Source organism: Streptomyces sp. NBC_01142, from assembly GCF_026341125.1.
Taxonomy (GTDB): domain Bacteria; phylum Actinomycetota; class Actinomycetes; order Streptomycetales; family Streptomycetaceae; genus Streptomyces.
Window position 1 is genome coordinate 1,250,361 of the sequence record NZ_JAPEOR010000003.1, and the last position, 24,838, is coordinate 1,275,198.

At 67.1% G+C, this 24,838-nt stretch carries 18 protein-coding genes and 9 pseudogenes; 15 read left to right on the plus strand and 12 right to left on the minus strand.

All coding sequences use genetic code 11. From position 1 onward, the window contains the following. Positions 1-161: 161 nt before the first annotated feature. A pseudogene (locus OG883_RS39825) lies at positions 162-295 on the minus strand (IS701 family transposase); the annotation flags it as partial. 295 nt (positions 296-590) lie between these two features. Here OG883_RS39825 and OG883_RS39830 point away from each other — a divergent pair. Beyond that, a pseudogene (locus tag OG883_RS39830) lies at positions 591-773 on the plus strand (transposase); the annotation flags it as partial. Positions 774-865: 92 nt separating this feature from the next. Next, positions 866-1,255 (plus strand): VOC family protein, encoded by a 390-nt coding sequence (locus OG883_RS39835; protein WP_266551931.1) that lies wholly within the window; start codon positions 866-868, stop codon positions 1,253-1,255. A gap of 387 nt (positions 1,256-1,642) precedes the next feature. Here the strand turns inward: OG883_RS39835 and OG883_RS39840 are convergent, their stop codons facing one another. Next, positions 1,643-2,857, minus strand: coding sequence for an RNA-guided endonuclease TnpB family protein (locus tag OG883_RS39840; RefSeq protein ID WP_266551934.1), 1,215 nt, complete (start codon positions 2,855-2,857; stop codon positions 1,643-1,645). A 26-nt stretch (positions 2,858-2,883) separates the two neighbouring features. Here OG883_RS39840 and tnpA point away from each other — a divergent pair, with 26 nt between their 5' ends. Continuing rightward, on the plus strand, positions 2,884-3,300 hold the full coding sequence (tnpA, locus tag OG883_RS39845; protein ID WP_266551937.1) for an IS200/IS605 family transposase: 417 nt from the start codon (positions 2,884-2,886) through the stop codon (positions 3,298-3,300). 679 nt (positions 3,301-3,979) lie between these two features. Further along, positions 3,980-7,294: a GH92 family glycosyl hydrolase gene (locus OG883_RS39850; protein ID WP_266551940.1), complete on the plus strand. Its 3,315-nt coding sequence runs from the start codon at positions 3,980-3,982 to the stop codon at positions 7,292-7,294. Between the two features lie 246 nt (positions 7,295-7,540). On the opposite strand, the pseudogene OG883_RS39855 reads toward OG883_RS39850, so the two are convergent. Then, positions 7,541-7,709, minus strand: a pseudogene (locus OG883_RS39855) (transposase); the annotation flags it as partial. A gap of 35 nt (positions 7,710-7,744) precedes the next feature. On the opposite strand from OG883_RS39855, the gene OG883_RS46920 reads away from it, so the two are divergent. After that, complete coding sequence (locus OG883_RS46920; RefSeq protein ID WP_323181056.1) at positions 7,745-7,975, plus strand: transposase; 231 nt, start codon at positions 7,745-7,747, stop codon at positions 7,973-7,975. Positions 7,976-8,076: 101 nt separating this feature from the next. Then, positions 8,077-8,355, plus strand: a complete 279-nt coding sequence (locus tag OG883_RS39865; protein WP_266551943.1) for a DUF6355 family natural product biosynthesis protein — start codon at positions 8,077-8,079, stop codon at positions 8,353-8,355. Positions 8,356-8,667: 312 nt separating this feature from the next. Here the strand turns inward: OG883_RS39865 and OG883_RS39870 are convergent. Together OG883_RS39870 and OG883_RS39875 are read right to left on the minus strand one after the other, a co-directional pair. Further along, positions 8,668-8,871 (minus strand): annotated as a pseudogene (locus OG883_RS39870) (transposase); the annotation flags it as partial. Between the two features lie 171 nt (positions 8,872-9,042). Continuing rightward, positions 9,043-10,536 carry a transposase gene (locus OG883_RS39875; RefSeq protein ID WP_266541001.1) on the minus strand — a complete coding sequence of 498 codons (1,494 nt, stop codon included), beginning with the start codon at positions 10,534-10,536 and terminating at the stop codon, positions 9,043-9,045. Positions 10,537-10,675: 139 nt separating this feature from the next. On the opposite strand from OG883_RS39875, the pseudogene OG883_RS46925 reads away from it, so the two are divergent. Then, positions 10,676-10,843 (plus strand): annotated as a pseudogene (locus OG883_RS46925) (transposase); the annotation flags it as partial. 33 nt (positions 10,844-10,876) lie between these two features. Here OG883_RS46925 and OG883_RS39880 read toward each other — a convergent pair. From OG883_RS39880 to OG883_RS39895, 4 genes are all read right to left on the minus strand, one after another. After that, positions 10,877-11,751, minus strand: a protein-coding gene (locus tag OG883_RS39880; protein ID WP_266551946.1) for an IS5 family transposase whose coding sequence is annotated in 2 segments (ribosomal slippage) — positions 10,877-11,404 and positions 11,407-11,751 — 873 coding nt in all. Because the reading frame shifts where the segments join, the coding sequence is not laid out codon by codon here. 159 nt (positions 11,752-11,910) lie between these two features. Next, on the minus strand, positions 11,911-13,176 hold the full coding sequence (locus tag OG883_RS39885; RefSeq protein WP_266551949.1) for an IS701 family transposase: 1,266 nt from the start codon (positions 13,174-13,176) through the stop codon (positions 11,911-11,913). Between the two features lie 75 nt (positions 13,177-13,251). Then, a complete protein-coding gene (locus OG883_RS39890) occupies positions 13,252-13,452 on the minus strand; it encodes a hypothetical protein (RefSeq protein ID WP_266551952.1) in 201 nt (66 codons plus the stop codon). Positions 13,453-13,674: 222 nt separating this feature from the next. Beyond that, positions 13,675-14,136 carry a hypothetical protein gene (locus OG883_RS39895; protein WP_266551955.1) on the minus strand — a complete coding sequence of 154 codons (462 nt, stop codon included), beginning with the start codon at positions 14,134-14,136 and terminating at the stop codon, positions 13,675-13,677. A 355-nt stretch (positions 14,137-14,491) separates the two neighbouring features. Between OG883_RS39895 and OG883_RS39900 the strand changes: the two are divergent. From OG883_RS39900 to OG883_RS39910, 3 pseudogenes are all read left to right on the plus strand, one after another. Then, positions 14,492-15,496, plus strand: a pseudogene (locus tag OG883_RS39900) (transposase); the annotation flags it as partial. A 238-nt stretch (positions 15,497-15,734) separates the two neighbouring features. Next, a pseudogene (locus OG883_RS39905) lies at positions 15,735-15,953 on the plus strand (Tn3 family transposase); the annotation flags it as partial. 1,190 nt (positions 15,954-17,143) lie between these two features. After that, a pseudogene (locus tag OG883_RS39910) lies at positions 17,144-18,036 on the plus strand (transposase); the annotation flags it as partial. 16 nt (positions 18,037-18,052) lie between these two features. Here the strand turns inward: OG883_RS39910 and OG883_RS39915 are convergent. Further along, on the minus strand, positions 18,053-18,223 hold the full coding sequence (locus OG883_RS39915) for a hypothetical protein (protein ID WP_266553335.1): 171 nt from the start codon (positions 18,221-18,223) through the stop codon (positions 18,053-18,055). A gap of 152 nt (positions 18,224-18,375) precedes the next feature. On the opposite strand from OG883_RS39915, the gene OG883_RS47085 reads away from it, so the two are divergent. Beyond that, entirely contained in the window at positions 18,376-18,621 is a 246-nt protein-coding gene (locus OG883_RS47085) for a LuxR C-terminal-related transcriptional regulator (RefSeq protein WP_353963146.1), read from the plus strand. A gap of 169 nt (positions 18,622-18,790) precedes the next feature. Here the strand turns inward: OG883_RS47085 and OG883_RS39920 are convergent. Further along, positions 18,791-18,928, minus strand: a pseudogene (locus OG883_RS39920) (IS5/IS1182 family transposase); the annotation flags it as partial. 62 nt (positions 18,929-18,990) lie between these two features. Between OG883_RS39920 and OG883_RS39925 the strand changes: the two are divergent. The 4 genes from OG883_RS39925 (at position 18,991) to OG883_RS39940 (ending at position 24,620) form a co-directional block, all read left to right on the plus strand. Continuing rightward, positions 18,991-20,067 (plus strand): SDR family NAD(P)-dependent oxidoreductase, encoded by a 1,077-nt coding sequence (locus tag OG883_RS39925; RefSeq protein WP_266551958.1) that lies wholly within the window; start codon positions 18,991-18,993, stop codon positions 20,065-20,067. Positions 20,068-20,110: 43 nt separating this feature from the next. Next, a complete protein-coding gene (locus tag OG883_RS39930; protein ID WP_266551961.1) occupies positions 20,111-21,595 on the plus strand; it encodes an aldehyde dehydrogenase family protein in 1,485 nt (494 codons plus the stop codon). A 142-nt stretch (positions 21,596-21,737) separates the two neighbouring features. After that, positions 21,738-21,953, plus strand: coding sequence for a PaaX family transcriptional regulator C-terminal domain-containing protein (locus tag OG883_RS39935; protein WP_266551963.1), 216 nt, complete (start codon positions 21,738-21,740; stop codon positions 21,951-21,953). Positions 21,954-22,145: 192 nt separating this feature from the next. Next, positions 22,146-24,620 carry a SpoIIE family protein phosphatase gene (locus OG883_RS39940; RefSeq protein ID WP_266551965.1) on the plus strand — a complete coding sequence of 825 codons (2,475 nt, stop codon included), beginning with the start codon at positions 22,146-22,148 and terminating at the stop codon, positions 24,618-24,620. On the opposite strand, the gene OG883_RS39945 is transcribed toward OG883_RS39940, so the two are convergent. Next, a complete protein-coding gene (locus tag OG883_RS39945) occupies positions 24,609-24,836 on the minus strand; it encodes a hypothetical protein (protein WP_266551968.1) in 228 nt (75 codons plus the stop codon). The two genes, OG883_RS39940 and OG883_RS39945, sit on opposite strands and share 12 nt — an antisense overlap. Between the last annotated feature and the right edge of the window lie 2 nt (positions 24,837-24,838).

Here is a 24,838-nt window from a genome sequence, read left to right on the forward strand (position 1 = left end):
TGGCGACGCCAGCGGGACCATCTCTGCGCCTGGTCGGCGCGAAGCCGGTAGTGATGCCCTGCTCCGGGGCGGCAAGCTGCCATGAGCCTGCGGATTTCCGCCAGGCCGAGCGGAGCGAGGGGTGATCCGTTTCTGCAGCCCCTCTGCGCCGACCTGGGCGGTCACGCGGCGAGGAAGGCGTGAGCGAGCATGGCCAGGGTGATGTGCCGGTACCAGTCGGTGCAGCGGCGGACTCGTACTCATCCAGGCCACACTCGTTCTTCGCGCTTTGGAAGCACGACTCGATAGCCCAGCGCCGGTACCTGGACCAGCAGGAGAAGCTCGCCGACCAGGCACTTTCCCTGCTGGGCCCGGACGAGGAGGCGCCGCGCCGGCGTCTGCGGAACATGTGCGACTACATGCGCCGGATCCGCGGCAGGCATCACGACCTGCCGGCCCGCTGGAGGAGTACCAGAGCGAGTCACTCGCATCCGGGGCGGAGGACGGCCCCGCAGGGGACGACGACGCGTTCGCCGCCGACAGCGAAGCTGGACGGGCCGCCGCGGCGCCCTCTGTCCCGGGGCCGGAGTTGGAGGGGATCTCGAGCCGCCTCCCGTAAGGGCATCGAGCCCTCCACACGACTGGGCCGCCACCGCTGGGTCGTCGAGAGGACGGTCTCCTGGCTGGCTGGATGCCGGCGCCTGCATCGCCGCTACGAACTCAAAGCCGAGCACTTCCTCGCTTTCGTTGGTATAGCCGCAGCGCTCATCAACTACCGCCGACTCACTTCGTAGACAACAGGGACTAGGATCTACCGGGACATCGCGTGTCGATCACCGGCTGGGTGAGGCATGGAGGTGTCGGGAGGTGCCTTCGGAGGCATTCCTTGTCAGTTGAGTTGAACCACACGATCGTCCACGCCCGAGACAACCGGGAGTCCGCCCAGTTCTTCGCGGACCTGCTGGGCCTTGAGATCACCGCGGAGTGGGGCCCGTTCATCGCGGTCGGCCTGAGCAACGGCGTCACGCTGGACTTCGCCACGATCCCCGCGGACCACATCGCCATGCAGCACTACGCCTTCCTGGTCTCCGAGGAGGAGTTCGACGCGGCGTACGCGCGGATCAGCGAGCGCGGCATCGAGCACTATGCCGATCCGCACCGGCAGCAGCCCGGCGCGATCAACCACAACGACGGCGGCCGCGGGGTGTACTTCATGGACCCGGCGGGCCACGGCATGGAGCTGATCACCGTGCCGTACGGCGGCTGGACCGCGTAAGCACATGCGCCGAGCGCCGCACCCCAGCCCGGGGTGCGGCCCTCAATCGCTGTTTGTGCCCGATGTGCTCGCGGCCGGCGCCCTGCGATTACCTGAGCCGCCGCCAGGCGGGGAGCTTGCCCTCCGTGGTTGGCACCGAACGCCGGCAGAGGACCCATAAGCCATCACCGGCACCGAAGGAAACGTTGTCCAAGCGTGTTGCAGAAGGCTTTGACCTCCTCCGATCGCCCTGGAGGGCGTGGATTCTCCGCCTGCGGGTGGTCACCCGTTTGGGAGACCACCCGCTTCGGGTGGGTTCCTGCTTCCTCCCCACCGGAGTGGGGCTTGTGCGCGCTGCCGGGCTGCTGCCTGGTCTTACATGCGCTCCGCAGGCGTTTACTCGCGCCGTTACCGGCGTGAGGCCCCCAGTCCAGGGGTGGGTGGTTGTGCCGCTGCGAGGATGCGGCGGCCTTCATACTTGACGTTCCGTCCGGCGTTCCAGTCCCGGTCGTGCCGGGTTCCGCAGTTGCCGCAGGTCCATTCCCGGATGTGCAGGGGCTTGGGGCCGTCGCGGAATCCGCAGGCGGAACATATCTGGGAGCTGGGGAAGTCGCGGGCGACCTTGACGAACTTCCGTCCGTGCCGGATCGCCTTGTACTCGCAGAACATCAGGAACTGGGACCAGCCCGCGTCGTGCACGCTTTTGGCCAGGCGGCCACGCGCCATTCCACGCACGTTCAGGGTCTCCGCGAAGACAGCTTGGTTTTCGCTCGTCAGCCTGTGAGACCACTGGTGGTGGAAGTTCCGGCGCGCATCCGCCACCTGGGCGTGAGCGCGGGCGACCTTGATTCGGGCCTTGTCCCGGTTGTTCGACCCCTTCTTTTTCCGCGACAGTTCCCGCTGCCGCTTCTTCAGCTTCTTCTCCGCCCGCCGCAGGTACTTTGGTGAGGCGATGTGCGAACCGTCCGCGAGGACCGCGAACCGGGTCAGGCCCAGGTCGATGCCCTGGTCACAATCAGCTGGCGGAAGGATGTCGGCGGCCGGGTCGGTCTCGACCACGAAGGAGGCCCAGTACCTCCCGGATCGGTCCTTGATCAGCGTCACGCTCGACGGGACGGAGGGTAGATCGCGGGTCCACTTGACCCGCACGTCTCCGATTTTCGGCAGCCGGAGCTTGCCATCACCGAGGATCTTGAACCGGTCGGAGGCGGTGAATCGGGCGGACTCCCGATTGTCCTTCTTGGACTTGAAGCGCGGCAGGGCAACCTTGGGGCCCTTGCGGTTGCCGGTCTTGGAGTCCTCATACGCGGCCCACGCCTTGTCCAGGTCCCTCAGCGTCTGCTGTAGCACACCGACCGGGGCATCGGACAGCCAGGCCCGCTCCTGGGTCTTCTTCGCGGTGGTGATCAGTTCCTTGGACAGGTCCGGGTTCTTCGGGACCCGCAGGTAGGGGCCCTCGGCGGTCCGCCGGCGCGGGTTGCCGAGCAGCTTGTTCGACGCCTTGACCGGCTTGATCCGGGACAGTGCATCGTTCCAGACCACGCGCTTGCACCCGAACACCCGGCGGGCGTTGATCGCCTGAGCGGGCGTCGGGGAGACGCGGTACTGGTAACGGAGTTGCATGCCAATCACCGTACTACAGTTGGGTTATGGCCGAGTATCAGAACATCCGCACTGGCAGACACTGCGTTTTCCTCATGCACGCCCACTTGGTCTTTGTGACGAAGTACCGGCACCACGTCTTCACCGACCGGCACCTGACCCGCATGGAAGAGATCATGCGGGCCGTGTGCGCGGACTTCGAGACCGAGCTGACCGAGTTCAACGGCGAGTCCAACCACGTACATCTGCTGGTGAGCTTCCCGCCCAAGGTCGCCGTATCGAAGCTGGTCAACTCCCTCAAGGGCGTCTCCTCCCGCCGACTCCGTCAGGAGTTCCCCGACCTCGTGCAGCACTACTACCGGGCCAACAAACTCTGGTCTGGCTCCTACTTCGCCGGGTCAGTCGGCGGAGCGCCCCTGGCAATCGTCCGCCGGTACATCGAGAACCAGAACCGTCCGCTGTGATCTGCGGGTCAGAGCAGGATTGAGAAGCGATTCCCTACCGGGCTGAAGCCCGGTACTCCCTCGCTAGATCCTGGTGGCACGGGCATTTTCCCTGTACGGGTGGGGTGTTGAGGGTGCCTCGCTGTGGGTGGAGACGTCTACGCGGCTGCGGATGCGGCAGCTCGAGCGGCTGCTGAAGGTGGACGGCCCGGCAGGGCCGCCCCCACTGGGCTCAACTCCCTCTTTCCGGACTCGGCTCAGCGGCCGCACGGTGAACGGCGCAACAGGGCGCCGTGCTCTCAGCGCCCCCGCATGTCGGAAACGGTCCAAGGTTACCGACTTGTGGGGCGTTCTCTCAACGGCCGGAAGGGACCGCACTCTGCCCAGTCGCAGAGCACATCGACGAGCTGAAGCAGGTACAGGGGCAGGTAATTTGACGCTTCCGCAACCTGGCGTGCTGATCCGATGGTTCCCCCAGCGGACCTGAGCATCACATAGCAGGCAAGCGGGGGTCATGTTCGCGTCGGCGCACTGCGAGCCAGCCGTCCCGTCTCTCACACAGGCGGGCGGCCGCCGGGGAGACACCAGGACGCGCTCGCTCGGAACGGCAAAGTATCCGAAGGGATTTGCCATGACCACGGCACACATCAGTCAACCACTTCGCATAAGACGTGGCGGCCGGCATGTCCGGCGCCGTCACGTGATTCCCCTCGTCCTGGCGCTGTGCGCCGCGACGTTCGGCGTCGTCATCTCGCCGACGTTCAACGGGCGGGCACACGCGGAGCCGCTCAACCTGACCCAGTACGTCGACCCGTTCATCGGTACCGATGACAGCACCTCGCCCGACCCGGTGCCCGACGGCGCCGGCGGCAGTACGTACCCGGGGGCGGTCTACCCGTACGGAATGGTCCAGTTCAGCCCGGACACCCCCACGGCCAAGCCGTCGGGGTACCGCAAGAGCGACAAGACGATCGACCAGTTCAGCATGACCCACTTCGACGGCGCCGGCTGCGCCAACAACGAGAATCTCGGGATCATGCCCACCACCGCGTCCCTCGACGGAACGAACTCACCGGGGGAGAACTGGGCACGGTTCAAGGCGGAGAAGTACAACGAGATCGCACACCCCGGCTACTACCGGACCATCCTGGGCGACTCCACCAAGGTGGAGCTCAGCGCCACCCAGCGCACCGGCGCGGCGAGGCTGACCTTTCCCTCCGCAGCCAGCACGGCGCGGGTTCTGCTCAACACCAGCGGCAACGCCACCGGTGGCACAGGCTCCGCGCACACGACCGTCAGCGGCGACGAGGTGGCGGGTTGGACGACGGGCGGCGACTTCTGCACACCCGCGGGTGGAAAGGCCAACGCGTTCCGCATCTTCTTCGTGATGAAGTTCGACCGTCCACCCACCGGGTTCGGCACCTGGGAGGGCAGCAAGGTCAGCCAGGCAACCAGTGGCCGGTTGACGAGCGAGGGCGCCAACAGCGGCGGCTACCTCACGTTCGACGCACACAGCGGGAGGCCGGTCACCCTGAAGGTGGGCCTGTCGTTCGTGAGTATCGACGGCGCCCGGCAGAACCTGGCCCAGGAGCAGCCCGACCATTCCGCCTTCGACACGGTGGAGAAGGCAGCCCTGGTCGCCTGGAACACCAAGCTCAACAACGTCCAGGCCACCGGCGGCTCCGCCACCGATCTGAAGAAGTTCTACACGGCGCTGTACCACGTGATGCAGAGCCCCAACACGGCCAGCGACCTCGGGTACAAGGACACCAACGCCAAGGACGTGGGCGCCCGGTACATGGGTTTCGACGGCAAGGTCCACACGGTCCCCAGTGGCATGTCAGCCGTGTACCAGAACTACTCCGGATGGGACATCTACCGGTCCTGGGCCGCGCTCACCTCGCTCATCGCACCCGACGTCATGAAAGACATCGTCAAGTCCATGGTCCTCGGCGGACAGCAGGGCGGCCTGCTGCCCCGCTGGTCGCAGCAGAACACCGAGACGTACACCATGCCAGGTGACCCCGGGCCGATCGTGATCTCAAGCGCCTACGCGTTCGGCATTCGCGACTTCGACACGGCAGAGGCGCTAAGGCTGATGAAGGACACCGCAGGGGGCGCGTCCTACGCAGAACCGCAACCCGACGCGAAGAACCCTCCGGACTCCTACTCCTGGTTCCCCGGAAGAAAGATCCGGGACGAGTCGGTGCCCTACGAGACCCACGGCTTCATCCCCCGTCAGCCGTCGACAACGCTGGAATACGCGGCGTCGGACTTCGCCATCGGCCAGTTCGCCAAGGCGCTGAAAGACGGGGACTCCATCACGCTCCTCCAGCGCGCGCAGAAGTGGACCAACGTTTTCAACTCCGCATCCGGCTATGTCCAGCCGCGTTACAAAGAGGGGGATTGGGTCTCGCCGCTCGACCCGGCCGGCCATCACGGCTTCACCGAAGGCAACGCCTCGCAGTACACCTGGATGGTCCCCTTCAACCACCAGTCCATGTTCGACCTCATGGGCGGCCGGGCGACCGCGATCCAGCGTCTCGACCAGCATTTCACCAAGCTGAACGCCGGTATCTCGAATCCGTACTTCTACATCGGCAACGAGCCCGAGCACCACGTGCCGTGGGCGTACAACTTCGCGGCCACACCCGATAGCACGAGCGATGTCGTGCGACGGATCATGAGCGAGTTCACCACCGGTGCGGGCGGCCTGCCCGGCAACGACGACTTGGGCGCCACCTCCGCGTGGTACGTATGGGCGGCCCTGGGTATGTACCCGCCCACCCCGGGCGCGGACACTCTCGCCCTGCACGGCCCGCTGTTCTCCTCGGTGCTCATCCAGCGCCCGGAGAACCGCAACATCCAGATCAACAGCACCGGCGACGGGCAGTATGTGCAGCGCCTGTCCGTCAAGGACGCCCAGACAAGCCACAACTTCATCCGATACCAGGACATCGCCGACGGAGGCACCCTCGACTTCGCCATGGGCACCTCCCCGAGCACCTGGGGAACTGCTCCTGACGACGTGCCACCCTCGTTCAACGACGGGTTCACCGCTGAGAATCCCCAGCCACCCGCTGCAGCGGACCTCGGCCCGAACCTGGCCCGAGGCAAGACGGCCAGTGGCTCGGCGCCCTGCAGCGAGGGCCAGAGCCCGGCCAAGGCCGTCGACGGGGACCTCAACAGCAAGTGGTGCTCGACCGGGTCGTCCAGCTACCTCCAGGTCGACCTGGACACCCCCCAGGCGGTGTCGTCGTTCGTGGTCAAGCACGCGGGTCTCGGCACGGAGAGCACCGAGTTGAACACCAAGGCCTTTACCATCCAGACGAGCACCGACGGCACCGACTTCACTCCCGCCGCGACGGTGTCCGGCTCACAGGACAGCCGCACCCACCACACGCTCAGCTCGCCCGTGACGGCGCGTTACGTCAAGCTGGCCATCACCCAGCCCACGAACGACAGGAACAACAACACCTCGAGCGTCTACGAACTGGAGGTATACGGCCCCATCACGTCACATCAAGCCGCACCAGACCGGACTCCCGCACCGCCCCGCACTTCCGCCCCTGCTCCCGAAACGGCTCCCGCACCGGATCAGGCTTCCGGACCGGCTGACTTCATGCTGGTGAATCAGGGTTCGGGAAGGTGTCTGGACAGTGTCGCAGGACAGTGGACCTCGAACCGGGAAAGTGCGGTCACCCAACTCTGCTACACCGCCCAGCGCCCCTATAACCAGTTGTGGAGCGTCACCTCGCGCAAGGAGCTCACCAGCGCGGGCAAGTGCCTGGGCGCCTCCGGCAACGTCGGACGGGGCACTCCCGTCATCATGATGGAGTGCGGCGCCTCGAACCAGCAGTGGACGTTCAACCAAGACGGATCCATCCGAGGCGTGCAGTCCCGATTGTGCCTGGGCCTGGACACCGGAGCCGCCGGCAAGAACCCCACCCCCGGCCTTGTCCTCCAGGCCTGCACCAGCCCAACCGAGTCCAGCCAGAAATGGAGCCGCAGCTGACCCACCGGCCCTCCACACCGCTTGTCGACCAGCGTTGAGTGCCACTGTGGATGAGCATCTGCGTGCCACTCAGCCTGTTCACTAACCCGACCCGTGGTCAGCCTGCGGCTGACCACGGGTTCGGTCATGCCCACGGGCGACGGTAACCACGGTTGGGCCTCAGACGGTGTCCCAGGTACGTGGAGCGGGGAAGGTGGGTGCTCGGTGGATGCCGAGGGGACTTGAGACCCACGGGATTCAGCACCCTGTCGCGAACACCAGGCTCTCGGGGATCTTCGCCGCCCGGCGACGGTCCGCATCACCGGTCCAGGACTTCGGCAGGTACAACTCCCGGTCCACCAGCGCTCGGCCTGTGGCCGATGCGTAGGCGGGAACCTCCGATCTGGCAGTTCTCCGTGCTGCCGGCCGTGCCGGAGCCTGCCTTTGCACCACGGCGGTCGTGCAGCGGGCATGGTGGGTGGCGAGCCAGACCAGAAGCAGCATCGTCGCAACGGTGGCCAGCCCGGTGGCCGGCCACCGGGCTTCGACACCGGGATCTACCGACGCCGCAACACCGTCCAACGATGCTTCAACCAGCTCAAGGGCTTCCGCGGCATCGCCACCCGCTACGAGAAGACCGCCACCTCCTATGAAGCAGCGGTCACACTCGCCTCACTCCTGCTCTGGGCGAGATCAATTTGAAGACGGACCCTGGAACTGAAGAGAGATCCGGACCAGGCGGGGGCTTTTCTGTTACTGCGGGCAGTGTTCGCCGGCTTCGCCGTGTGGGTACCGTTCCCGTCATGCGTACACGACGACTGCTCCCCCTGGCTCTGACCGCGCTCCTGTTGGGTGCTATCGCTCCGGCAGCTACGGCCGCCCCCGCAGCCGACCCCTGCGGGTATTTCACCCGCAACCACCTGGCCTTCTACAACCACTGCACCAACGACGGCTCCCGCATCAAGATCAAGATCGACCGGATCAACTGGTGGGACACCACCCACTGCGTCGACCCCGGCACCACTCAACTCGGAACCACACAGCAGATCCGCAACGCCTGGTACACCGGCCAGCTCTGCTGAACTGGGCGGCAGTGTGCGGGTGTTGGACAACTTTTTCGAACAGTATCCCCCGGCAAGGGTTTACGGAGCGACTGCCCGAGCGGGCTCCCCATCGCCTGGTAGTCGCCTGGTAGTCGCCCGGAAAGGCGCGCAGCTCCCGCCGCCCTGGCTGCCGGCGGGGCCTCTTCCGTTTCCTGCCGAGGGGCCCATCTGAGCGATCCGTGCGCACCGAAGCACGGTCTTGGGATCAACCCCCCGCCGGCTGGGCCGCCGAGTGCACACGCTCGGTGGCATCCGAAACCTCGTCGATGGCGTAGCGGCGGAAGCGGGTTAGACCGTCTTCCACGGGCCGTAACGTTCGGGCTGGTCACGCCAGGAGACCCCGGTCCGGATCTTGTAGACCATCCCGTTGATGACCTGCCGGTCTTCCGCCCGAGGCCGCCCCCTGGTGGCGCTCGGTATCAATGGAGCCAGTAACTCCCACTCCCGGTCGGTCAGTTCATGGCGACGGCTATCCCGCCATGATCCACTGCGCAAAGGATCTTTTGAAGACGGATCCTGACTTGAGTCTTAACCTCCTGGAGGAGAGCCAGTCCTCAGCTCCGCAGGTCGCGAATGTGCCCGACGCAGGTGAGCAGGGCTGTCCCGGGTTTCGTGACACCGGCTGTGCTGGCCAGAGGCTGTCGCACGGCTCCTGCCCGGTGAAGGTCAAGAGTGCTTCTTGGGCGTGTGGTTGATGAGCTTGTTGAGGTTGTGCACCGTGCCGAGGAGCTTGATCTCGGCGTCCACCGCCTGGCGGCCGCGGTAGTTGAGGTGCCGTCCGAAGCGTTGGAAGATCTGGGCGAATCCCGGCTCGACCAGGGCACTGCGTTGACGGTACTGGGCCCGTCCTGTTGGGGTGGCGAGGCGGGCCGCCATGTCCTGCTGGCCGGCAGGGGCCTGCTGACGTTTCGCGGGAAAGCCTGCCTGGTCGGCATCGCTGGTGACCGAGACCAGTAGCGGGAGGTCGGCGAGGGCCTCGAAGGACGCGGCGGAAGCGTACCCGCTGTCGGCGAGCCAGAGTTGGATGTCGCCGGGGAGCCGTGCGGCCTGGTGATTGTGCTGGGTCTTCTTCACCATCGGAACGAGGGCCGTCCTGTCCGAGGGATTGTCGTGCGCTTCGATGGCCAGCAAGAATTGACGGCGGGCGCACACGATCTGGATGTTGTATCCCTGCAGGTAGCCGCCGCGTTTGCCGGGAATCAGCCGGGAGTCGGGATCGCTCAGGCAGGAACGGGACTCCGGGGAGGGGGCCGGTCGGGGTGTGCGGGCCCGCTCCAGCCAGGCCCGCATCTTCACCAGTCGCGTTCGCTGGCGAACGAGGACGGTCTTGTGCTCCATCGGGACCGGCGGCCGTCCGTTCGCTCCACGACGTCCTGCCGCCCGGTCCTCTCGGACGCGGAGCTCGTACTTCTTCAGCTTCTCCTGGTGAGCCTCGGTCTCGGCGGCCAGGCGCTTCTCCGCGCGGGCCACCATCCGCTCGGCGGCTTCGACCTTGATCCGGATCTCGGTGGGTGAAGGCATAGCCCGTTCATGCAGTCTGTCCCTGGCCAAGTGGGCCCGGGTGAGCCGGTCGCACAGCCGGGACAGGCGAGGCCAGTTGTCGCACGCGTCCTCGCCATCTCCCTGTGCTGCCGAGTCATCGGCCTCGACGCTCAGCGCGTGGTCGACTACATCCTCCATCAACGCGTGGATCTCTTTCTCGTACTGGGAGATGGTCTCCTCCAGGCGCTGGAGCCGCTGGTTGGCGTCGCGTGAGGCGTTCGCCTCCATCGGTGAGCCGTCCACGGCCACCGCCGAAAGATCGACCAGGCCACGTCGGCCGCACAGCGACAACACCTGCACGAACAGTGAGTTCAAGGCGGCACGGTGGCGTCGTACGAACCGCGCGACGGTGGAGTGGTCCACTCGGCGGTTCGCGGTGATGATTCGGCAGCCCACGTCGTCCCAGCAAGCCTGCTCGATGCGACGGGAGGAACGCACTCCCTTGCTGTAGCAGTACAGGAGCAGCGCAATCAGGCTCGCGGGAGGGTAGGCCACCCCGCCCCGCCCGTCGTCACGGTAGCTGTTCTCGAACGCCGACAGGTCAAGTAGCTCGACGACGTCGAGCACCTTCCAGCACAGGTGCTCGGGCGGCAGCCACTCCCGGACATCCCGCGGCATCTCAAGATCACGTTCACGGTCGCACGACCAGAAGTTCCGCCCCACCAGCCAAGATTCCGACGCCTCCTGGATCCTCGGAACCGAACAACGAATCGCTCTTGACCTTCACCGGGCAGGAGCCGTGCGACAGCCTCCCGACTGCCCAGCCAGAGCACCGAAACCAACCCGAGCCGGCCCCGGACGACCACCAGGCCGCAAGAACACTCGCCCCACCCCACGCCACGACGTGCACACACCACGCAAGACGCAGCCAGCGAAAGGGTCAACGAAGAAGCCAACTACCCCACGGCCCCACCGCACAGGTTAAAGATCAAGCTAGGGTCTGTTGCGAAAGTGCTGGTCACAGCCACTCGTTGATGGCCGCGATCAGCACGGTTGCCTCATAGCGGACGGCGAGTTTGTCGTACCTCGTGGCCACTGCGCGGTGTCTCTTGAGGCGGTTGATGCCGCACTCGACCGCGTGGCGTTGTTTGTAGTCTTCCCTGTCGAACTTCGGTGGTCTGCCTCCGCGGGAGCCGAGGTTCTTGCGGTTACGGATCTGGTCCGCCTTCTCCGGCATGGTGCAGGCGATCCGGCGTCCGTGCAGATAGGCACGGTTCGCTCGGGAACCGTAGGCCTTGTCGCCCCGCACCTTGTCAGGTCTGGTTCGCGGCCGTCCGGGGCCTGGACGGGGTACTCGGATCTTCTCCAGGACCGGGCGGAAGTAGGGACTGTCGTGCCGGTGGCCGGCGGTGATGAGCAGTGACAGTGGTTTCTGCCCCTGCTCGGTCGCGAGGTGGATTTTCGTAGTCAGACCGCCGCGGGAACGTCCGAGGCCGTGATCGTCGGGCTCGGTGACGAAGCCGCCGGGCGATTCCTTTTGAAGGTCCCCTTTTTACGTGCCCCGGCGGCGTGCTGATGAGCACGGCAGACCGTGGAGTCCACGCTGACGTCCCACGTGATCAGGCCCTTCGCATCGGCATCGGCCTGCAGTTGCTCCAGAATCCGGTGCCAGGTGCCGTTACGCTGCCACCGGCGGAACAGGTCGTAGACCCGGTCCCACGGCCCGTACCGCTCGGGCACATCCCGCCACGGCGTTCCCGCCCGCGTCCGCCACCGTATGCCGTCTATGAGCTGCCGCCTGGTCCAAACCGGCGGCCTCCCGGCCTTCTTGCCCATCGGCAGCAGCGGCTCCAGCCGCGACCACTGTGCATCTGTCAGATCTCCATGCGCCACAACGCATGATCATCACCGATCAAGATCCACTTTCGCAACAGACCCTAGTAGGGCTTGGTCAGGTTCGTATGGGTGTTGGTATGTCGCGGTGGCAGGTGGGGCATGCGCCGGCCCAGGTGGCGAGGAGTAACTGCAGCTCGCGGACGATCTGATAGAGGCTCAGGCCGGTGCCGCGTCTTTTGGGGCGTGGGTCAGCCTCCGCAGGGTGCAGAAGGCGTGGGCGAGGGAGGCGAGGGTGACGTGGTGGTGCCAGCCGTTGAAGGTGCGGCCCTCGAAGTGGGCAAGCCCCAGGGCCTGTTTCATCTCGCGGTAGTCGTGCTCGATTCTCCAGCGGAGCTTGGCCAGGCGGACCAGGGTGGTCAGCGGGGTGTCAGCGGGCAGGTCGGAGAGCCAGAACTGCACCGGCTCGGCCTCTTTGGCGGGCCACTCGGCCAGCAGCCAGCACTCGGCCAGTTCAACACCTTCGGCGGCATCACGGATCTCGCGTCCTGCCGGGCGGATCCGCAGGGCGACGAACCGCGAATACATGCGCTTCAAGCCGGTGCGGCCCTTGCCCGGGCGCGAGCCCTCGCGCCAGGACACCGGCTTGGCCGAACCACGACCCGCCTCGATGGCCAGCGCCTTCACGCTGCGGGGCGGGTCCGGATACCGGGCGACCGGCCGCCGTCCGATGCCGCTGTAGGGCGGGGTGACCGGACTGGCGGCGGCCGGGTGGACGGTGGGCGTGGTGGAGATGCCGACCACGTAGTGCAGACCGCGCTGGTTCAGGCCCAAGCGGAACGCGACCGCGTCGCCGTAGCCGGCGTCCGCCAGCACCAGTGGGACATCGACGCCCCAGGACCGGGTCTCGTCGATCATGTCCAGCGCAAGTTGCCACTTCTCCACGTGGCCCAGGTCGGCGGGAATGCCGCACCGCTCGCGGCGGGCCACCTTGAGCGGGTCGGCCTGCGGCGAGGCCGGGTCCCAGGACTTGGGCAGGAACAACCGCCAGTTCACCGGCGTCGAGGCGTGGTCATGGGCCAGGTGCACCGATACCCCGACCTGGCAGTTGGTGACCTTGCCCGCGGTGCCGGTGTACTGCCGCGATACACACGCCGAGGCGTCGCCGTCCTTCAGGAAACCGGTGTCATCGACGATCAACGCGGTCGGGGCGATGACCTCGTGCATCCGCCATGCCAGCGGGGCCCGCACCTGGGCCGGGCTCCACGGACTGGAGGTGACGAAATGCGCCAGGGCCTGCCGGTTGCCGTCCTCGCCCAGCCGAGCAGCCATCGGCTCCACCGACTTGCGCCGTCCGTCCAGCAGCAACCCACGCACATACGCCTGCCCCCAGCGGTGCTGATCCGCGCGCGTGAACGCCTCGAACATCTCCGCCGTGAACGCCTCCAGACCCTCCCGGACCTGATCCATCTCCCCAGGTGTCACACACCATCAACGCGCCCACGGACACCAAGACACGCCACCAGCGCGTACACCTGACCAAGCCCTACTAGCGGCCTCCTATGCTCCGGAGGAGAGCCAACGCGGGGAGGGGCTGCTGGTGGCGACGAACCACGCGGAGGCGGGGTGCCGGGACTGCAACAGCAGCGTGGAGGCGATGAACCAGTCTTCCGGCACGGTCAGGTCGAGCCAGTCGGGCCGCGCGTCGGACCTGGGTTCGATGTACTCGAAGATGGCGTGGACGTCGCCGGCGACCTTCACGCCGCGGGTGACAGCGCCGTTGTTGCGCAGCCTCTTCAGGCTCCGGTCGGCCTTCTTCGCAGCCTCGCGCAGCGTCTGGGTCCGGCCGGCGCGCTTTTAAGGTCATCCAGCTCGCGCAGCACGACCGGCAGCAGGTGTGCCAGTAGCGGGGGCCGATCTGGCCGATGTAGATCGCGAGACCGGCAGGCGCTGGACACCTCAGGCCTGCGGGCCACGTCCTGCTCAGCACTCGTACTCGCTGCCGCCGTCGGTAAGGTTCCCGCTGTAGACCCAGCCGGAGGCGCCGGTGCTGCGGACCGAACGGTCCTCCCGATCCCGGGCACGTCCTCGCCCGCGCATCTGGGGGAGAACACGGCCGCGCTCGACGTCCGGCTCGCCGAGGAGCAGTTCACCCGGATCGAGGCGGCCACTGCCGGGCGGAGGACGCGTGGCACCGGAGCTCCTCGCCGCGACGAGCCCAGTCGCCGAAGCCGCGGGTCCGGTCCGCCTGTGGCTTCGGGCTGCGCGCGGACCGGTGCCGCCGCAGTCGCCCAAGTCTCGTACGGTGAGCGGCCGGTGGTCGTCGCGAACGACGACAACGGCACGGGCTGTCCGCCTCCCGTGGTCCGCCGGGCCGGGCAGGTCGGTGGCCAGGTACCAGGTGGACTGGGCGGGCAGGGTGGCCGGGTCGGTGGTGGCCACCACCAGGCGGGTGGTGCCATCCGGTCCCCACCAGCCCAGCTGTGCGTCGGCGGCCCGCCAGGTAGCGGTGTGCCCGTCACGGAAGGTTCGTGTGACCGCGGTCCAGTTCCCGGGGGCCTCAGCTTGTCCTACCTTCCAAGCGTGGGTCTGAGCCGGTCATTCGTAAGATCGGTGGGCCCGGGGGTTCTGGGTATGGCTGTGAGCTTGTCGCCGTTGGATGGCTCAAAGAACTTGGCCGCCCGGAGCCCCGCGACGACTCGACCGCTAATTGGGATACGCGACTTGATCGCTTCGTAGGACAACGTCGGCGAGGTCGTCTGCGGGACTGCTGTTGGACGACGAGCTGGCGGAGGTGACCGTGCCCCAGATCTGGGCCGGAGTGGACATCGGCAAGGAACACCACCACTGCGTGGTGCTCGATGAGCGAGGAGATCGCCCTCTCTCCCGCCGCGTCCTCAACGACGAGTCGGCCCTGCTGGAGCTGATCTCTGACATCCTCGCACTGTCCGAGAACACCTTGTGGGCGGTGGACATCAATCACGGTGGTGCCGCTCTGCTCATCGGCCTCCTGCTCAGCCACGATCAGCCGATGGTTTACATCACCGGCTTGGCCGTGCATCAGGCATCGACCGCCTACCGTGGCCAGGGCAAGACGGATGAGAAGGACGCCTTCGTCATCGCCGACCAGGCGCGCATGCGCCAGGACCTCGGCTTCCTTCGCCCTGGCGATGAGATAGCAGTTGATCTGCGTACTTTGACCGCCCGCCGCCTGGACCTGGTCAACGACCGGACTCGCCAGACCAATCGGCTGCGGGCCCAACTGCTTGAGTTCTTCCCGGCGTTGGAACGTGCGCGCAGCGGAAAGACCCCGCAGGCCGCGGCTGTCATCGTGGACTCCCAGAGCGTGAAGGCCTCCGAGACCGTCGGCAAGGACAGCCGCGGCTACGACGCCGCGAAGAAAATCAACGGCCGAAAGCGCCACATCGTCGTCGACACCCGCGGGCTCGTCCTGCTCGTCCTGGTCACGCCGGCCGATGTCACCGACCGGGACGCCGCCCGCGAAGTCCTCTTCCGGCTCCACCTGATGCACCCCGAAATCGCCACCGTCTGGGCGGACTCCGCCTACGCGGGCACTCTCGTGACCTGGGCAAAGACACAACTCGATCTCACGATCAAAACGGTCCGTCGACCGCCGAACACCAGCGGCTTCATCGTACTTCCACACCGCTGGGTGGTGGAGAGGTCGCTGTCGTGGATCATGCGGGCCCGTCGGCACTGCCGGGACCACGAGAGGCTGCCGCAGGTCAGCGAGACACTCATCACCTGGGCGTCCATCACGCTGATGACCCGCCGCCTCACCCGCAAACCGGCCCGAAAGTCGGCACGGCCACCGGCCGTCCAAACCCCGATGCCAGCCGCCGCCTGACCGCGAACAACATCATCCTCATCGTCGTCATGATGACGACCATCCGCCGTCACCCGGCTGGCTGCAGAGGTCTCTTGATGTGCTGGTGTCCTGCGGCCATGCCGCAGGACACCAGCACGAGGGCTCGGGGGGTCATCTACGGGCGATCAGCGCGTAGCGTTCGCGGTGCCGGTGCACAAGGCGATGGGCGGGGATCGACGCCGCCGTCGCCCAGCTCCGTGCCGAGGGCCACGAGATCCGTGACGAGGACGTGGCCCGGCTGTCCCCACTCAGGCACCGGAATTTGAACTGTCTCGGCCGCTACAGCTTCACCGCCTCCCAGCCTGTCGACGGGCTGCGGCCCCTGCACGACCCGGACGCGGTCGACCTCGACGACGACGGCCAGGAAAAGTGAGCCGTGAACGGCGATCGGCCCCGGCGGCGCCCCACGGGAAGGGAAGGGCGGCGCCGGGGCCGAGTGCACCTTTACGCGGGGCCGGTCAGGCAGTGGGGATGGCGTAGGCGCGGGCGAGGTGGGTGCCGATGGAGTCGCGGCCGTGCAAACCGCGCTCGGCGGACGGGCGCCGCAGGCCGACGCCCAGACATCGCCCGCGGTGTGGAAGACGGCGTACTTCCGGCGCTGGTCCAACGCGCCTGGCGCAGGTAATGCGTAGCGCTTATCAGCGCAGGCAGAGGTAGCCGAAAGGCCCGGGATCACAAAAGGCCTCAACGTGGCTCTCAGTCGACGAGCCCTGGTTACTCGGGGCAGCAGCAACCACTTGGCTGGTTGCGACGGGAGCGCCGATGAGCAGGGCGATGGCGGCGAGACCCAGGCTCGCGCGGCGGATTCTTGACTTCATTGCGTACTCCAGTTGGCTCCGTGTCTCGGCCATGCCGAAACGCTGGTTCTGACCCGCAGCACTCGCCTGCCTGACTTGCGTTTCTGGTCCTTGGCCAGACAGCACGGTTTGAGATTGCGGGCGAGGTAGGGGTGATCGATTCACCCGACAGGGTCGATCAGGCGGACCTGAGATCGTCCCTTTTCACCGAGGCCGGAAGGAAAATCATTACGCCTCCGGGTGTCCAATTCCGGTTCAGGAGGGTTGCCTTCCGTTCGGCGAGGGCAACATCTTGCGCTTCAACCGGAGTTCTTGCATATACGTGGAACTACTCATTTACAACTTAGGCTCGCGCTTTTACGCGGTGGGCTGTCCGAGGGCTGATCAGAAACGCGAGAAGTGCTCCTGACCTGACCTGACCTGACCTGCAACGATAGGGCTCGTCGAAAGTCCTGTTGGCTGCGAGGGAAGAAGCAACTCTCAGGTGAAGGTGTGACACGAGGTCGCGTGTGTTGAGTGGGTTCTCTTGGGGAGGGGGTCGGCGATGGCGTCGGCGACAGAGTGGCCCCGGGGCAGTGTCCGATGACCTGTCCCCACCCGGACATGCGTCGCTGGTAACGGCGGGGTGTGAAGCTCCGGGGGAAAAGCCCAAGTGCCCTCGTTCCACCCGAGGGCAACAGGCGAGGGGAAGACCGGACGGGTGAACAACCGTGAACCCTCGATGACGTCTCGTGAGAGAAAGCCCCGCAGGTGGGAAGTGGCAGCGGCGCTCGCGGTCGCGCTCGGCGGGGACTGCCTGGCGGACGTGGCGGCTGAGGGCCGAGCTGGCGGTTTTCGGGCCGGTGGCCTCCGACCCGACGGTCTCCCGGCTGATCAGCAAACTGGCCTCGGACAGTGGGAGCTGGCCGCGCTGCGCACCGCCCGGCCGAAGTACGCGAATATGTCTGGCGGTTGGCCGGTGAAGCGGCGCCGGATGCGGGCGGGCAGGTGACCGTCGACCTGGACGGCGTCCTCGTCCTGGCGCATTCCGAGAAGCAGGACGCCGCCGCGACGCGGAAGAGTCCTTCGGGCACCACCCGCTGATGGGGTGCGTCGACCACGGCCGCGGCGGGTCCGGGCGAACCGGTCGTGGGTCTGCTGCGGCCCGCAATGCGGCTCCAACACCGCCGCGGACCACATCAAGGCCACGCAGCTGGCCCTGGCCCAGCTGCCGAAACGGTTCCGACGGGGACGGCAGACGCTGATCCGCACCGACTCCGGAGGCGGCACCCACGAGTTCGTCGCCTGGCTCACCAGGCGCGGGCGGTGGCTGTCGTACTCGGTCGGCATGACCATCACCGACGCCATCCAGCAGGCCGTCCTGAAGGTCCCGGCCTCGGCGTGGAGTCCGGCCGTCGAACCTGACGGCGGCATCCGCGACGGCGCCTGGGTGGCCGAACTCGCCGGGCGACTGCCTGGCCGGGCTGGCCGAAGGGGATGCGGCTGATCGTCCGCAAAGAACGCCCGCACCCCTGTGCCCAGTTGTGCTTCGCCGACGCCGACGGCATGCGGCTGACCTGCTTTGCCACCAACACCGCCGGCGCACCCATCGCGAACCTGGAACTGCGCCACCGTCAGAAGGCCCGGGCCGAGGGACACATCCGACCGGCCTGCGCAACCTCCCCTCCACAAGGATCTATGACACATAGACATACGCCAGGGGATGTTTCCAGCCAACCACCGGAGATACATTGCCGCCCCCGGTCACGATCACCAGGGCGTGGCGCACCCTGATCGCGGCGCTGTTGATGGGTTTGGCCGTCAACAGCATGCCCTGCACAGCCATGGCGGCGGTGCAGGTGACCATGTAGCTAAGCCGACCAACGAATCTGACTTCCTCGCTTCGAGACTTGGAAAATTCATCTCCCTGGCTCGCGGACAAGGAGATCGGAAAGCAGTCCGACCTGCCGCGAACGGCGTCCAGGCAAGGAAGTTAGGACTAGATGCGGAGATGCAGATATGAGGGTGGCGCTGGTCTCGTCTAATTCGTACGGCCTATCGGGACGCGAACTGCAGATCCTGCACCTAATCGGTGAAGGATATTCAAACAGGGGGATCGCAGAGCAGCTCATCATTAGCCAGCGCACGGTAGAGAGGCATGTTTCGGTAATCATGCATAAAATGCATCTCTCCGGGTCTCCGAATGTAAACAATCGCGTATTGGCGGCAGTCACCTGGTTGAGAAGCCAATACTCGTCCACGTAACGGCCACTACCGGACCGCCAACTTGGTGATGGGCTCACTCCGTCTCTCACAAATGAGTTGAGAGAGGTGCCCTGACCGCTCCGTGAGCGACACGTCGGCCCAGGCGCGGAAGCCATCCCCGCTGTTGACCTGTCGCAGCGAAGACGCCTCACGAAGCTAAGACCGTGTCCTACATGGTGAGGGTGCGGAAGCGTTTGTAGCAGCAGATGGCGGCTGCCAGCCCGAGAAAGGCCAGGTAGTTGCCCGGGTGGCGCTCGTAGCGGTGGTTTAGTCTGCGGTAGCCGGTCAGCCACGACATCGTCCGCTCGCCCCCGAACGTTTCTAGGCTCGAGGAATCGCGACACCGATGTACCGGCACAGGAGGACAACATGCTCGACGGTCGAGTCGCCATCGTCACAGGTGCGGGCCGAGGCCTGGGCCGGGCCTACGCCCGTGCGATGGCAGCGGCGGGAGCCGCCGTCGTCGTCAACGACCTGGACGCCGACGTGGCCTCGGAGACCGTCGACGCGATCACGGGCGCGGGCGGCTCGGCCGTCACGCAGGTCGGAGCGGTGGGCAGCGCGGAGTTCGCCGACGCGCTGGTCAAGCGTGCCATCGACGAGTTCGGACGCCTCGACGTCATGGTCACCAACGCCGGCGCGCTGCGCGACAGAACGCTGCGCAACACCACCGACGAGGACTTCGACCTCGTCGTCACCAGCCATCTCCGCGGCACGTTCACCTGCGGCCGGGCGGCGGCGGCACGCTTCCGTGAGCAGGGCGACGGCGGCCGACTCGTCCTCGTCGGGTCCCCCGCGGGGCAGCGGGCCAGCTTCGGCCAGACCGCGTACTCGGCCTCGAAGGGCGCAATCGTCGCGATGACGCGGACCTGGGCGCTGGAACTCGCGAAGATCGATGTCACCGTCAACGCCATCGTGCCCACAGCGCTGACCCGCATGGTCGCCACCGTGCCCCGCATCGGGGACCTCGTGGCGCAGGTGGACTCCGGTCAGCCGATCCCCGAGGGAGCCCGCCGCCAGGGACTGGGCTCGGCGGACGACGTCGCCCCGGTTATCGTGTACCTCGCGTCGAGGGAGTCGGCCGGCGTGACCGGGCAGGCCATCGCCGCCGGAGGCGACCGGATCGCTCTGTGGACCCACCCCGGAGCGGTTCCGCCCGAACGGCTGGACGACGTCCTCGGTGAGCGAGCTCTTCGCCGGCGCGTACGCGGACCGTCTGCAGGATTTCAGGCCCGTGCCGCTCGACCTCGAAGCCATCGGAAGAATCTGACCCGCTCTCCCCCCTCCACAACGCCACAAACTCCACAACCGGAACACGAAGGTCGGCATGAACCGTGGCCGCACAGCCACGGCTTCGCTCAGGCCCCTCCCGGAGTCGGACCTCGCCCCGGGCACCACCTGGAACTTCCCGCATGCCGGCACCACGGCCGGATTGGACCCCTGTGAGCGCGGCCGGCCGGCCGCGCCCCGAAACCGCTAGGAGAGCCGCATGTCCCACGAGGTTGATTCGAGACCAGAGGAGCAGTCGGCCGCGGTCGTGCGGACCGGACTGCTCATCGACGGCAAGACAGTCGAGACCGACGCCCACACCACCGTCCGCGATCCCGCCGCCCCGGACCGGATCGTCGGGTACGCAGCCGCGGCGACCCAGGAACACGCCCGTGCGGCGGTCGCCGCGGCCGACGCCGCGTTCCCCGGCTGGGCCGCCACGCCCGCCCGCCGACGGGCCGAGATCATCGACCAGGCCCTCACGCTGCTCGTGGACAGCGCCGCCGAACGCGCGGCCCTGATGACCCGCGAGAACGGCAAGATCTCCTTCGAGAGCCAGGTCGAGATGGCGGTCTTCGCCGGGCGCACCCGGGCGGCACTGGAGCTGGTCGACACCCTCGACCGAGTGCGGCACCTCGACGGCCCGCCGCTGGCCTCACGGATCCACCAACTGCCCATGGGCGTGGTCACCTTCATCGTGCCGTTCAACTGGCCGATCGCGATCCTCGGCGCGAGCCTGCCGTACGCGCTGCTCGCCGGGAACACCTCCGTGGTCAAACCACCGCCCACCGTCCCGCTGTCGATGGTTCGCACCCTGGAACTGTTCGCCGCGGGCCTGCCGGCCGGCGTGCTCAACGTCGTGACCGGCAGCAACGACGCCGTCGCGCCCGTCCTCAGCGACCCGCGTGTACGGAAGATCGTGTTCACCGGCAGCACCGCCGCCGGCAAGCACATCATGACCGCCGCCGCGCAGAACCTCGCCTCGGTCACCCTCGAACTCGGCGGCAACGACCCCGCGATCTTCCTGGACGACGCCCAATTGGACGACGAACACATCGGCCGCCTCGTACAGGGCACGTTCCTGACGAGCGGTCAGGTCTGCATGGCCGTCAAGCGGGTGTACGTCCACCGGTCGCGCTACGACGAACTGGTCGACAAACTCACCACCGCCCTCGGCTCCCAGCACGTGGGCCCCGGCACCGACCCGGCCTCGACCATGGGCCCCCTCAACAGCGCCACCCAGCGCGACACGGTCACCGCCATGCTGGCCGAGGCGGCCGACGCCGGAGTCGAGATCCGCGAGCTGGGCACCCTGGCCCCCAGCGCGGCCGCTTCCGGCGGTCACTTCCTGCGTCCGGCCCTCGTTCTCGACCCCGACCCCGGCCTGCGGATCGTCACCGACGAGCAGTTCGGGCCCGCCCTGCCGATCCTTCCGTTCGACGACGTCGAGACCATCCTGGACCACGTCAACAACGACTGGTCGGGGCTGTGCTCGTCGGTCTGGAGCGGCGATCCTGCCCGCGCCACCGCCCTCGCGGAGCGTCTGCGCACCGGCACCACCTGGATCAACCACGCCAACGCCGTCGTGTGCGACGACCGCGCCCCGTTCGGCGGCTTCCGCCAGAGCGGCATCGGCCGCGAAATGGGCCCGGACGGCCTGCTCGCGTTCACCGAGGCCCACACCGTCACGGTGCCGGGCGGCTGAGCCCCACCTCCTGCGGACTGTGCCCCGGCCGGTGTCTGCGGCCCGGGGCACAGTTGAGTCCCGGCCCATGGCATTGCGCCGTTTTCAATGATGGTTCATGAGGGGTTCAACTGCCCAGCGTTCGCCAGGACTTCGACCGGGGATGCTGTGCTGGTCCAGGAAGGTCTGGAAGGCGGTCGGTGGCCGTGGTGAGGGGGTCAGAACCGATCCGCGGCTCCCTGTGCAGCACCTGCCCATGGACTGGCCGGCCGTGCCCGCGCAGCGGGTGTTCCAGCAGGTCCACGACAGGGTCTCGGGCCCGGCCCGGGTGATGGCGGACCGCATGCTCGACACCGTGCCGGACGAGCCGGCGGACTGACGAAAGGCGGGCGCGCCCTCCGTCCAGCCCTCCCCGTCACGAGGCTCGGCGACCTCGGACCACCGTGGCCGTGTTGTGCAGAGCGGCCTCGCCATGAGCGATCAGCGTTGCCGGGTTTGCCCTGCCGTGATAGGTCTTGCGCATACCCACTGCCATGGTGGATAAATGAGGCATCGAGGGTGATGTGATTCTATGCGCGAATTTTCCTTCCAGGGCAATTCTGGGGAGTTCCCTGAGCCCGGGGGCGAAGTCGACGTCCTCCTTGACGCACGCGGCGTGGTGGTCGGGTGGGAAGCAGGAGCCGCGCGCATGCTGGGGTATTCGGCGCAGGAGGCGCTCGGCCGCCCGGTGAGCAGCCTCTTGGGCATTGAGGCCGACTTCGACGCGCTGATCCGGCGGCCGGACAAAGACGCCGTAGCCCGTCTCGGATCGATAGCATTGCGGCGCCGGGACGGGGACCCGGTGCAGGCCGAGGTGTGGGCGCGCCCCCTAGTGCCCCCATTCGGCGAGAGCCAGTGGCTACTCCAGGCCGCGCGCACCGACGCGATCAAGGCCTACGAATTGGGTCAGGCGCTGTTGGAGGGACTATTCACCAACTCCCCATTGTATATAGATGTCTTTGACAGCAACATCAGGTTCCTTGCACAGAACCGTCGCTGGGGCGCGGCCGGAAGGCCGAGTGTCGTCGGACAGACAATGCGCGAAGCATACCAAGCGGTCGACCTGCTGGACTTCGAAGCTCTCGAAGCCAGGCAGCGACAGGTCCTGGACAGCGGTGACGCCCTCATCGGCACGGAGGTCGTCGGCCACGTGGTGTCCAAGAGCGGGCAGCACGAGTCCCGCCGCGACTATGTCTGGTCGGAATCGATCCTTCCGCTCAAGAACCGGTCCGGTGACGTGATCGCGTTGGCCCACGCGGTGACCGACGTGACCGCGCGGGCACGTGCCCGCGACAGGCTGGTGCTGGGCAACGAGGCCAGCACGCGCATCGGCACCACGTTGGACCTGCTGCAGACCGTGCGGGAGCTGGCGGACGTCGCGGTGCCCCGCTTCGCCGACTTCGCCTACGTCAACCTGCTGGACGGCGTCTTCAGCGAGCAGGATCCGCCGAACCGCAAGCGGCCGGAAACCATGGTGCTGCGCCGCGCCGTGCACCGCAGCGTGTTCGAAGACGGCCAGGGGGCCGGAGACACCCTGGAGCTGGGGACGCCGGTGGCGGTGGGGGACGTCGACGCGTTCGCGACTGCGGCCGACTCGCCGTCCACGGCCGCGCTGTCGCACGGCAAGCCGGTACTGCTGAGAAGGGATGAGTTCCGCGAGGCGCTCGCCGCTGTCGCTCCCGGTCGGACACCTTCGGCACACGAGCTCGCCGTGCGTTCCTGGTTGCTCGTCCCGATGTTCGCTCGCGGCGCCGCGCTGGGCACAGCGGTGTTCGCACGCTGCCGCGACGCCCACGGGTTCGACACCGACGACGTGCTGCTGGCCCAGGAGGTCGTCGCCCGTGCTGCCGTGTGCGTCGACAACGCCAGCCGATACGGCCGGGAGCGGACGACCGCGCTGACCTTGCAGCGCAATCTCCTCCCCCAGCGCCTGCCGTCTTCCCGGGCGGTGGAGGCCGTCTCGCGCTACCTGCCGGCAAGCGGGCATGCGGGCCTGGGAGGGGATTGGTTCGACGTAATCCCCCTCTCGGGTGCCCGAGTGGCGCTGGTAGTGGGTGACGTAGAGGGGCACCACCTGCACTCTGCGGTGACGATGGGGCGTCTTCGGACCGCTGTGCGCACCCTCGCGGAGCTCGACCTGCCACCGGAAGAGTTGCTTGCCCATCTCGACGACCAGGTGAACCGCTTCGCTGACGAGCGCGGCGGTGACGACACACTCGATGCCGACCAAGCAATTGGTGCTACCTGCGCGTACGCGATCTACGACCCTGTCTCGCGCCAGTGCGTCATGGCCCGGGCGGGCCACCCTCCACCCGCGGTGGTGTCGGGCGAAGGCAAGGTCGACTTCGTCGACCTGCCCGGGGGTCCTCCGCTCGGCCTGGGCGGCGTCGTCTTCGAATCGGCCGAGATCAAGCTCTCCGACGGGGACCTGCTGGTCCTGTACACCGACGGCCTGGTGGAATCCAGGGAACAGAGCCTCGACGCCGGCCTTGAGCTGCTACGCGGACGTCTCTCCCGAGCGCCGAAGTCGGCCGATCTGGACGAGCTGTGTGACGGCCTGATCAGCGAACTGCTGCCGGCGCAGCACGAGGACGACGTGGCGCTCCTGGTTGCGCGCACGCACGGACTGCCCTCAGACTGCTGTATCACCTGGGACGTCGAGAAGGATCCGCAAGTCGTCCCCCGAATACGAGAACTGACAACCCAGCAGACGGAGCGCTGGGGGCTGGTGGAAGAGGCGTTCGTCACCGAATTGGTAGTCAGCGAACTGGTGACCAATGCCATCCGCTACGGTGAGCCACCGATCACCCTGCGGCTCATCCGTGCGGACAACCTGATCTGCGAGGTCTCCGATGGCAGCAGTACCTCTCCCCACGTCAGGCGCGCCGCGCACACCGACGAGGGAGGCCGCGGCCTCTATCTGGTCACCCAGCTGACCCACAGCTGGGGCACCCGCTACCACGCACGCGGTAAGACCATCTGGGCCGAGCAGGTACTACCCAGCTGACTTGCGGATGGTGGTGCGCGGAAGGGCGCGGACCGGTAGGTGGATATCCCCAACGAATGCCACACGGAGGGTGTCCCACTGCGGGGAGTCACCAGGCGGCACGTACGGCAAAGTGACGGGTACGGGTACGGTGCGGCAGGACACGCCGTCGCCCATGACGGCGATGACCGCCATGGCGGTGAAGAGCAGTGCAATCTTGAAGATCTGCACCAGCAAAC

Excerpts from the sequence above, each read along its gene's own strand:
- OG883_RS39840 (WP_266551934.1), bottom strand. The coding sequence starts at position 2,857 with ATGCAACTCCGTTACCAGTACCGCGTCTCCCCGACGCCCGCTCAGGCG.
- tnpA (WP_266551937.1), top strand. The coding sequence starts at position 2,884 with ATGGCCGAGTATCAGAACATCCGCACTGGCAGACACTGCGTTTTCCTC.
- OG883_RS46920 (WP_323181056.1), top strand. The coding sequence starts at position 7,745 with ATGGTGGGTGGCGAGCCAGACCAGAAGCAGCATCGTCGCAACGGTGGC.
- OG883_RS39865 (WP_266551943.1), top strand. The coding sequence starts at position 8,077 with ATGCGTACACGACGACTGCTCCCCCTGGCTCTGACCGCGCTCCTGTTG.
- OG883_RS39875 (WP_266541001.1), bottom strand. The coding sequence starts at position 10,536 with ATGCCGCGGGATGTCCGGGAGTGGCTGCCGCCCGAGCACCTGTGCTGG.
- OG883_RS39915 (WP_266553335.1), bottom strand. The coding sequence starts at position 18,223 with ATGGTCACCTGCACCGCCGCCATGGCTGTGCAGGGCATGCTGTTGACG.
- OG883_RS47085 (WP_353963146.1), top strand. The coding sequence starts at position 18,376 with ATGAGGGTGGCGCTGGTCTCGTCTAATTCGTACGGCCTATCGGGACGC.
- OG883_RS39925 (WP_266551958.1), top strand. The coding sequence starts at position 18,991 with ATGCTCGACGGTCGAGTCGCCATCGTCACAGGTGCGGGCCGAGGCCTG.
- OG883_RS39930 (WP_266551961.1), top strand. The coding sequence starts at position 20,111 with ATGTCCCACGAGGTTGATTCGAGACCAGAGGAGCAGTCGGCCGCGGTC.
- OG883_RS39935 (WP_266551963.1), top strand. The coding sequence starts at position 21,738 with ATGCTGTGCTGGTCCAGGAAGGTCTGGAAGGCGGTCGGTGGCCGTGGT.
- OG883_RS39940 (WP_266551965.1), top strand. The coding sequence starts at position 22,146 with ATGCGCGAATTTTCCTTCCAGGGCAATTCTGGGGAGTTCCCTGAGCCC.